This window comes from Pseudomonas lactucae, from assembly GCF_016937615.1.
GTDB lineage: Bacteria > Pseudomonadota > Gammaproteobacteria > Pseudomonadales > Pseudomonadaceae > Aquipseudomonas > Aquipseudomonas lactucae.
Map to the genome: position 1 here is coordinate 64,821 of NZ_JAFHKI010000059.1, position 10,297 is coordinate 75,117.

The 10,297-nt window shown below is 61.6% G+C and carries 6 protein-coding genes and 1 pseudogene; all 7 read left to right on the forward strand.

What is annotated here, in order from left to right; genetic code table 11:
* The first annotated feature begins 98 nt into the window (after positions 1–98).
* The 7 genes and pseudogenes from praB (at position 99) to JWR98_RS12200 (ending at position 10,268) form a co-directional block, all read left to right on the forward strand.
* Positions 99–602 carry an alkane oxidation protein activator PraB gene (gene praB, locus JWR98_RS12170; protein WP_205490147.1) on the forward strand — a complete coding sequence of 168 codons (504 nt, stop codon included), beginning with the start codon at positions 99–101 and terminating at the stop codon, positions 600–602.
* Between the two features lie 110 nt (positions 603–712).
* Positions 713–2,170 (forward strand): outer membrane protein transport protein, encoded by a 1,458-nt coding sequence (locus JWR98_RS12175; protein WP_205490149.1) that lies wholly within the window; start codon positions 713–715, stop codon positions 2,168–2,170.
* Between the two features lie 229 nt (positions 2,171–2,399).
* Positions 2,400–4,924, forward strand: a pseudogene (locus JWR98_RS12180) (acyl-CoA dehydrogenase).
* Between the two features lie 75 nt (positions 4,925–4,999).
* Positions 5,000–6,343: a 3-oxoacyl-ACP reductase gene (locus JWR98_RS12185; RefSeq protein ID WP_205490151.1), complete on the forward strand. Its 1,344-nt coding sequence runs from the start codon at positions 5,000–5,002 to the stop codon at positions 6,341–6,343.
* 4 nt (positions 6,344–6,347) lie between these two features.
* Entirely contained in the window at positions 6,348–7,238 is an 891-nt protein-coding gene (locus JWR98_RS12190; protein WP_078733437.1) for a MaoC/PaaZ C-terminal domain-containing protein, read from the forward strand.
* On the forward strand, positions 7,235–8,533 hold the full coding sequence (locus JWR98_RS12195; protein ID WP_078733436.1) for an acetyl-CoA C-acetyltransferase: 1,299 nt from the start codon (positions 7,235–7,237) through the stop codon (positions 8,531–8,533). Before JWR98_RS12190 ends, JWR98_RS12195 begins: the two co-directional genes overlap by 4 nt.
* Before the next feature lie 31 nt (positions 8,534–8,564).
* Entirely contained in the window at positions 8,565–10,268 is a 1,704-nt protein-coding gene (locus JWR98_RS12200; RefSeq protein WP_205490152.1) for an AMP-binding protein, read from the forward strand.
* Positions 10,269–10,297: the final 29 nt, after the last annotated feature.

Sequence of the window (10,297 nt, forward strand, 5' to 3'; positions counted from 1 at the left end):
TTGACTCTGCAATGGGTTGATCACCGGCAACACAGCAGGCGTCTCGCATGAGGCGCCTGTTTTCAGTCGCTAAATCGATGCGTAATAGGGAAATATGTATGCGTACGTATAGAAAGAGTCTTCTTCTGAGCGTAATGGCAGCTGGGTTGATAGCCCTTTCACCAATGAGCATGGCGTCGGCGTTCATTGAGTCAGGTTCATTCAGCAGTACTGCAGGCACGTTAGTGCTTAAGTCACCGGCCACGCTGCAGGGCAATATGACATGCACGCTCAGTCTGGCGGGAACGGTCAATAGTAGCGGTATAGCGGTCATTACTCAGGTGGTTGGCTCAGGCACTGCTTATTGCCAGGCGCTCACGCCAAAGGGGCTTCCGTGGTCGGTGAGCCTGAATAGCGCGAGCAACGCGTCCGTCACGCAAGTTGGATTAACCCTGCCGCCGCTCATTTTTGGTGTACCGGGGGCTGATTGTGGCCCTTCAACCATTTCGGCCTCTTGGGACAATGCCGCCCATGTGCTGAGTGCCCAAAATCAAATACTAGCCAACCAATGTACCGTGGTGTCTCTAAGTATTAGTTTTCCAACGCTTAATACAAAACCTTGATGCGAAGTACCGATTAAACGAACTACGTATCAACGCGTAGCGCACGCATGCGTTTCAACAGGTTGATTGAGTTTGCAACGCCGGGCCTTGATAAAAATAGGGAGTGCCAAATGAATAATAAAAAACAACAGGTGCAGGTTCTGCTGGGGTTGGTGCTGATGGGGGGCTTGATACAGGCCGCGCCCGTAAATGCCGGTGGTTTTTCTACGCCAACCTACGGTGCCCCCGGTTGGGGACGGGCGTTTGCCGGTGGTTCACTGTTCAAAAACGACCCTAGCTCCGCCTATAACAACCCGGCGGCCATGGCCTTTGTTGAGCACAACGTCGCACAATTCACGGTTGATTACGCGCGCATCAAAATCAAATACAAAGGTGAGGCCAACGATTATCTAGGTAATCCCGTCTCCAATACCCCGATAGGCGCTGATGGTTTCCCGGATCTCTCGGCGACTGCGGTAAACAACAATGAGGGTGGCCAAGGGGGGTTCACTGCCTGGTTACCGACCGGATTCATGGTGATGCCGCTGGGAGATCGATTCGCTTTCGGCTTGAGCCAAGTGGTACCACAGGGCATGCGTACAACCTGGGATCAGGATTCCAAAGTTCGGGATTTTGCCGTGGACACCAAGATCGAAACCGTTGGGCTGACAGGATCCCTGTCATTCAAGGTAAACGACCAGTTTGCTATTGGCGGTGGGGTGATTGTCCAACACAGCAAAGGTTTTGTGAGTCAGAACATTGACTTGTTTGCAGCGGCTTCGAGTTCCCAGGATCCATTTCTGGGTGTTATCGACTTGCCGTCGGGTGTGGGTGGCTCCCTGATACGGGTCAAGGTGGATAACATTTCAGCGGGCTGGTTCACCGGTATTACATGGAAACCCACCGATCAAGACACAGTGGGTCTTAACTACCATGCCAAGATCAAGAACAAGATGACCGGCAAATACAACATTCGCGCAGATGCCTACAACTATGGACTGCTGACGGAGCCTAACCCGTTCGGCGGCGATGGGACGCTGGTGGAAGCTGCTTATCCAGGGTTGAAACTGTTCCCCAATGGTGCGCATGCCAGTACACAGTTGGACATTCCCGCCACCGCGGGCTTTGACTGGGTACACCAGTTCAACGACCGATTTACCCTAGGTGCCAGTGTGGTCTGGACCCAGTGGTCGTCCTTTAAGGACCTGACGCTCAAATCCGGGGACATCACGATTGTCTCCATTCCCTACAACTACAAAGACACATGGATGTATTCAGTCGGCGGCGATTTCCGCGCAACCGATGAGTTGACCCTGCGTGCTGGTGTCGCCATTGATCAGACGCCGACGCGCAACTCGACCCGTGACCCACGTATTCCAGATGGAGATCGTACATTCCTGTCGCTGGGGGCTGGATACGATGTGAAAGCGGTGAAGGGTTTGAGTCTTGATGTTGCTTACTCTCACCAGTTTGTGCAGCAAGTGAAACTGAAAACCCAAAACGTTGATCGTCTCGGAGCAGCCAGCCTGAACGGCAAGGCCGAGTCGTCGGGTGACGTGGTCAGCCTGTCGGCCACCTACGCGTTCTGATCGTAGCTGGGGAGGGCATCAAGCGCATCTTGATGCCTTTACCCGCTGGTACGTGTCGATGGAACCAAGGCTGACCCGTTCAGCCGCTATTTTTTCGCCCAAGCATTAAATAAAAATTTCAAAACAAAATTTGAATTTGCGTTACGCAGTTTGTAGTGTGGTTTACGGCACCGTTCACCACGAGCGTTCCGCGTATTGGCCGGACACTGAATCGAATAGAGGTATCCCCATGATTATCTGGTTATTGGTGGGCTTTGCAGCAGCGATTGCCCTGGCGTATCGACAGGCGCGCGCGGCGCTGTGGCTGGGCGTCGGCCTGGTCTGGCTGGCAATCGGTTATCTGTTCAACGTGGTCGCGGGTGTCGGCACCGCCGTTGCGGCCGTGCTGGTAGTCGTGCCCGCCGTGTTGATGACAATCAAACCCCTGCGCCGCGCCCTGTTGACCAACAAGGCTTTGGGGCTGTTTCGTACGATCATGCCGGCAATGTCCGAGACGGAACGTGCGGCCATCGAGTCCGGCACCGTGTGGTGGGATGCCGAGTTGTTCAGCGGCAAGCCCGACTGGCAGCGCCTGCTGCGCGCCGCGCCGGCGAGCCTGAGCGCCGAGGAACAAGCGTTCCTCGACAATGAAGTGGAAACCCTGTGCGACATCGCCAACGACTGGGAAACGACCCAGGTCTGGCAGGACATGTCTCCCGAGGCCTGGCAGTACACCAAGGACGCAGGCTTGCTGGGCATGATCATTCCCAAGCAGTACGGCGGCAAAGGCTTTTCCCACTATGCGCATTCGCAGGTGGTGATGAAGCTGTCGACGCGCTGCTCGGCGGCGGCGATTTCGGTGATGGTGCCCAACTCCCTGGGCCCGGCCGAATTGCTGCTGCATTACGGCACCGATGCCCAGCGCAACTACTACCTGCCGCGCCTGGCCCGTGGCGAAGATATTCCATGTTTTGCCCTGACCAGCCCATATGCCGGCTCGGACGCCGGGGCGATTCCCGACCTGGGCATTGTGTGTAAAGGCACCCACGAGGGTGAGGAGGTCTTGGGTTTTCGTGTGACCTGGGACAAGCGCTACATCACCCTGGGGCCCATCGCGACCGTGCTCGGCCTGGCGTTTCGCGCCGAAGACCCGGACGGTTTGCTCGGCGCGCCAGGCTCGCTGGGTATTACCTGCGCCTTGATCCCAACGTCCCATCCCGGTGTGAACAGCGGCCGCCGCCACTGGCCACTCAACGCGGTGTTCCAGAACGGCCCGACCACCGGCAAGGACGTGTTTATCCCTCTGGAGTGGGTGATCGGCGGCCGCGAACAAGTCGGCAACGGGTGGCGCATGCTGATGGAATGCCTGGCCGCCGGTCGCGCGATCTCCCTGCCGTCGCCAACGTCGGCCTGGGCAAAGTCGCAGTACGCGGCACCAGCGCTTATGCGGCGATGCGCAAGCAGTTCGGCCTGCCCATCGGCAAGTTCGAAGGGGTGCAGGCGCCGCTGGCGCGCATGGCCGGGCACTTGTATGCGTGCGACGCGGTGCGCAAGGTCTCGGTGGCCTCCCTGGATGCCGGTGAAAAACCGTCGGTGATCTCGGCGATTGCCAAGTACCACGTCACCGAGCGCGCGCGGATCATCGTCAATGACGGCATGGACATCGTGGCCGGCAAAGGCATCTGCATGGGCCCGAACAACTTCCTGGCCCGTGCCTACCAACAAAGCCCCATCGCCATTACGGTGGAGGGCGCGAACATCATGACCCGTTGCCTGATCATCTTTGGCCAGGGCCTGATTCGCTGCCATCCCTATGTGTTCCGCGAAATGGAAGCGGCGCGCAACCTGGACCGACGCAGGGCGCTGGAAGACTTCGACAGCGCAATGTTCGGCCATGTGAGCTTTGTGCTGGCCAACACCGTACGGGCAGTGGTGCACGCGCTGACCGGTGGGCGGCTGATTTCCGTCCCGGCCAAGACCGACCCGGCGCTGGCGTCCTACTACCGCCAGGCCAATCGGCTGTCGGTGGTGCTGGCGCTGCTTTCGGATATTTCCATGGGCGTGCTGGGTGCGGCCCTCAAGCGCAAGGAGAGTATCACCGGGCGCCTGGGCGATATGCTGTCGCAGTTGTACATCCTGTCCTGCGTGCTCAAGCGCTTCGAGGATGACGGCCGGCCCCAGGCCGACCTGCCGCTGGTGCACTGGTCGGCGCAGGATGCTTTGCTGCGCGCCCATGAAGCCCTCGCCGAAGTGCTCGATAACTATCCCTCCAAAGCTGCAGCCGGCGCGGTGCGCGGCCTGACCTTTCCGTTCGGCATCCCGCTGCGCAAACCCTCGGATCATTTGCTGGCACAGGTGGCCGAGGTGGTGCAGACACCCGGCGAAACCCGCGACCGGTTGCTGGCCGATTCTTACATCCCACGTCCGGAAATCGACAAATTGGCTTACGGCGAGCTGGGTTTCCGTCTGTTGCCGCAAGTCGAGTTGATCGACGCCCGGCTCAAGCCCGCTATCAAGCAGGGCCTGATCGATCCGTTGCCGATCTCCACCAGCGCGTTTACCGCCTGGCGTGTCAAGGCACGGGCGCTGGATCTGATCAGCAATGAAGACGAAGCATTGCTCGCGCGCTACGTGGAATACGCCGATCACGCGATCCAGGTGGACGACTTTGCGCAGGACTTTGGCTTGCTGGAGGCATTGCAGCAGCGCAAGCAGGCATTGGAACCGGTCGCCAAGCGGCGTACGAGCCAGGGCGAAAACGCCTCAGTAAATTAGATCGGGAACGCGGTCAGTGTGGGAGGGAGCAAGCCCCTCCCACAGGGGGCCGGTTTACAAGGCAGGATTTGTGTTATGAGTGACAGCTACCTTTCATTCGTCAATTCCCCCTGGGGCCGTCGCCTGGCCCAGGCCGTCGGCTTGCCGCAACCCTTGCCGCTGCAACGCCATCGCAGCGGCCAGCAAGCGTTGGCCAACCCGGTGATCATCGCCGGGGCAGGGCGCCTGACCGGCGAGGTGCGGCGCATCTTCAGCGCCACCGACACCGTCGTCGCCACCCCGGCGACGCTGCAGGCACCTTCGACGGTCAAGGTGCAGGGCGCGGTGTTCGATGCCACGGGCGTCAGCGACGCGCAACAGCTGGACGCGCTGTATGTATTCTTTCACGCCAACGCCAAGCGCCTCGGTCAGCATGCGCGCGTGGTAGTACTCGGCACCGCGCCGGAACACTGCCGGGACGTGCCGCAGGCCATCGCCCAACGCGCCCTGGAAGGCCTGGTGCGTTCGCTGGCCAAGGAACTGCGCCGAGCGATCACCGTGCAACTGCTCTACGTGGCACCGGGTGCCGAAGACGCGTTGGACAGCAGCCTGCGTTTCTTCCTGTCGCGCCGCTCGGCCTATGTGTCAGGGCAAGTGGTGCGCCTGGACAAAACCGTGGACGGCCACACCGCCGTCAATTGGGACGCCCCCTTCGCCGGTCGACGTGCATTGGTCACCGGTGCATCCCGTGGCATTGGTTTGGCCATCGCCCAGGTATTGGCGCGCGACGGTGCCCATGTGGTGTGCGTGGATGTGCCCCAGGCCCAGGATGCGCTGCAACAGGCCGCCGCGAGCGTCGGCGGCTCGGCGTTGCCGCTGGACATCACCGCGCCCGATGCCGCTGCATTGCTGCTGGCCCATGTCGGCCACTACGGCGCGTTCGATGTGGTGGTGCACAACGCCGGTATCACCCGTGACAAGACCATCGCCAAAATGCCCGAAGCCGCCTGGCGCAGTGTGCTGGCGGTCAACCTGCAAGCGCCGTTGCAGCTGAGCCATGCACTGCTGGAAAATCTGGGCGTGAACCCCGGCGGGCGGATTGTGTGCGTATCGTCGATTTCCGCCATCGCCGGCAACCTTGGGCAAAGCAACTACGCCACTTCCAAGGCAGGGGTGATCGGCCTGGTGCAGGCATTGGCCCCGCGTGCGGCGGCGCAACAGGTAACGGTGAATGCCGTGGCGCCGGGATTTATCGAGACCCAGATGACCGCGAAGATCCCGCTGATGATTCGCGAAGCGGGGCGGCGCATGAACTCGATGAGTCAGGGCGGCCAGCCCATCGATGTGGCCGAGACCATCGCCTGGCTGGCCCACCCGGCGTCGGGCGGGCTCAATGGCCAGGTCGTGCGCGTATGCGGCCAAAGTCTGCTGGGAGCCTGACGCCATGGACTATGTGACGCAGATCATCGATCCGCCGCCCTCACGCACGCGCCTGCTGCTGGACGGCTTGCGCGCGCTGCGCAAACCCACGCTCGACGGCGCGCCGACGCTGCCCAGGGAGCGCCTGGTGCGCTCGGCGGTGGAACTGTCCGCTGCCGACATCGCCGCGTATGGCCGGGCCTGCGGTTTCCGGCGCGAACAGGGCGTGCCGCTGTCGTATCCCCACGTGCTGGCGTTCCCGTTGCACCTGATGCTGCTGACGCGGCCGAGTTTTCCGTACCCGGCCAGCGGCATGGTGCACCTGGCCAACCGTATTCGGCAGTACCAGCGCTTGCACGAGGGCCAGGCGCTGCGCCTGGAGGTGTATTGCGAACGCTGGGTCGCCCATCCCAAGGGCCAGGCGCTGAGCATTGCCACGCGGGCTTATGGCGCGGGCACGCTGGTGTGGGAAAGCGACAGCCTTTACCTGCGTCGGGATGTCAAAAACCCGGTCGGCGAGCCTTGGGCCGCGGGGTTGCCGTTGCAGGAAGAGGGCCTGATACGTACCCAACGCTGGATGTTGCCGGCCGATCTGGGCCGACGGTTTGCCAAGGTTTCCGGGGATTTCAACCCGATTCACACCTCAGCGATCGGCGCGAAGATCTTTGGTTTTCGCCGCGCCATCGCCCACGGCATGTGGACCCTGGGTCGCGCGCTTGCCGCCCGGCAACCGCCGGGCGGTTTGGACCAGGCCGAGGCCCATTGCGACTTCAAGTTGCCGATCTTCCTGCCTGGCCAGGTCGCGCTGTGGAGTCACCCGATGCCCGGGCCGCGCCGTGAGTTCGAAGTGCGTAATTTTGCCGGCGACAAACCCCATATGCGCGGGCTGTTCATTTGGAAAGAGAGCGTTAAATGAGTGACTACAGTTTCAACCCTGCCGCCACCCGCCGTGTGGCGATCATTGGCGGCAACCGCATTCCCTTTGCACGCTCCAATACCGTCTACGCCCACGACAGCAATCAGGACCTGCTGGTGGCCGCGCTGCAGGGCCTGGTGGACCGCTACAACCTGCATGGCCAGCGTCTGGGCGAGTTCGCCGCCGGCGCGGTGATCAAGCATTCGCGGGACTTCAACCTGGCGCGCGAATCGCTGCTGTCGACCACCCTGTCTCCCGAAACCCCGGCCTACGATGTGCAACAGGCCTGCGGCACAGGCCTGGAAGCCGCGTTGCTGGTGGCGAATAAAATCGCCCTCGGCCAGATTGAAGTGGGCATCGCCGGCGGCGCTGACACCACTTCCGATGCGCCCATCGGCATCAACGAATCCCTGCGCCACACCTTGCTCGCGGCCAACCGCGCCCAGAGCCTGGGGGACAAAGTGAAGCGCTTGCTCAAGGTGCGCCCGTCAATGTTCTTCAAGCCGCTGCTGCCGCGCAATGGCGAGCCGCGCACCGGTTTGTCGATGGGCGAGCACTGCGAAGCCATGGCCCAGCGCTGGCAGATCAAGCGCCTGGCCCAGGATGAACTGACCCTCGTCAGCCACCAGCGCCTGGAGGCGGCCTACCAACGCGGTTTTTTCGATGACCTGATCAGCCCCCATCGCGGCCTGGCCCGTGACAACAACCTGCGCGCCGATGCCAGCCTGGAAAAACTCGCCGGTTTGTCACCCGCCTACGACCGGCGCAACGGCACCCTGACGGCGGGCAATTCCACGCCGCTTACCGACGGCGCCTCGGTGGTGCTGCTGGCCAGTGAGGAATGGGCCGCCGCCAATGGCTGGCCGGTGCTGGCCTACCTGCGTACAGGCGAGACGGCGGCGGTGAATTTTGTCGACGGCAGCGAAGGCCTGCTGATGGCCCCGACCCACGCCGTGCCGCGCATGCTCAAGCGCGAGGGCCTGAGCTTTGCCGACTTCGATTTCTTCGAGATACATGAGGCTTTCGCCGCCCAGGTGCTGTGCACCCTCAAAGCCTGGGAAGACCCCGATTACTGCCGCGAACGCCTGGGCCTGGACGCGCCGCTGGGCGCCATCGACCGGGCCAAAATGAACGTCAACGGCGGTTCGCTCGGCTGCGGCCATCCGTTCGCCGCCACCGGTGGCCGGCAATTGGCGGCGCTGGCCAAGACCATTGCTGAAAACGGCGGTGGTCGCGGGTTGATCTCGATCTGCGCGGCGGGCGGGCTGGGCATTACCGCCATCGTCGAAAAATAGCGCCAACCAAAACAACAACAAGGAGACTGCCATGAACGCCATCAGCCTGGAACACACCGAACGGGTGTGGTTGAACGCTTACCTGCCCGGCGTCCCGGCAGACATCGATGCCGCTATCGAGAATTACCCGTCGTTGCGCGAAGTGTTCCTGGAACACCTGGAGAAATTCCGCGAGCGTGTAGCCTACGTCAGCATCGGCACCGAAATGACCTACGCCGACTGGCAGGTACAGGGCATCGCGTTCGCCGCTTGGTTGCAGGGCCAGGGCGTGAAGCCAGGCGACCGCGTGGCGCTGATGATGCCCAATTGCTTGCAGTATCCGATCTGCCTGCTCGGCACGATCCTGGTGGGGGCCGTGGTGGTCAACGTCAACCCGTTGTACACCGCCCATGAACTCAAGCACTTGCTCAAGGACAGCGGCGCCGAAACGGTAGTGATCTTCGAGAACTTCGCCCATACCCTTGAAAAAGTCATCGTCGGCAGCAGCGTCAAGCGCGTGGTGGTGGCGGCCATCGGCGATTTGCTCGGCAGCTTCAAGGGCGCCGCGATGAACATCATCCTGCGTCGCGTGCAAAAGCAGGTGCCGGCGTTCAACCTGCCGGGATCGGTGCGTTTCAACCAGACCTTGAAACACGGACGGGCGCTGAGCCACGTGCCGGTGAGCCTGGCCCTCGATGACCTGGCGTTCCTGCAATACACCGGCGGCACCACGGGCGATGCCAAGGGCGTGATGCTCAGCCACCGCAATATCATCGCCAACTTGCTGCAAGCCAAGGCCTGGGTCGGTGATCAGTTGAACCAGGACAAACAGGAAACCAACGTTACCTTGCTGCCGCTGTACCACATCTTCTCGCTGACCGTGAATTGCCTGATGTTCATGTGCCTGGGCGGGCGCAACATCCTGATCGCCAACCCGCGGGACGTGAAGCGGGTGCAGATGATCCTGCGCAAGGAGCGCTTCAATGGCATCGCGGGGGTCAACACGCTGTTCAACGGGTTGCTGGAAAACGCGGCGTTCCGCGCACGGGACTTTTCCGACCTGCGCCTGGTGATCGCCGGCGGCATGGCCACGCACACGGCGGTGGCCAAACGCTGGAAGGAAGTCACTGGGCTGCCGATTATCGAAGGTTATGGCCTCACCGAGTGCTCGCCGGTGGTGAGCATCAGCCCCATCGATATTTCACGCATGCGCGAGATGGACTTCACCGGCAGCATCGGCGTGCCGCTGCCGTCGACCTGGGTGCGCTTTATGCGCGAAGACGGCGAACTGGCCGATATCGGCGAGCAGGGCGAACTGCAAGTGCGCGGCCCGCAAGTCATGCAAGGCTACTGGCAACGCCCGGAAGCGACCGCCGAAGTGCTGGATGCCGAGGGGTGGTTGTCCACCGGCGACATTGGCGTAATGGACGAACGCGGGTACATCCGCCTGGTGGACCGCAAGAAAGACATGATCCTCGTCTCGGGTTTCAACGTGTACCCCAATGAAATCGAAGACGTGGTGGCGCTGCACCCCGGCGTGGGTGAAGTGGCGGCGATTGGCGTCGAGGATGGGGTGAGCGGGGAGAAGGTCAAGATCATCGTCGTGCGCAAGGACCCGAACCTGACCCAGGAGCAGATCCTCGCCCACTGCCGGGAATACCTCACCGGCTACAAGGTGCCCAGGTATGTGGAGTTTCGCAGCACTGAGCTGCCGAAAACGACAGTGGGTAAAGTGCTGCGCCGCGCCTTGCGCTGATTTAAAGGTATGTCGGTGATCCAATGTGG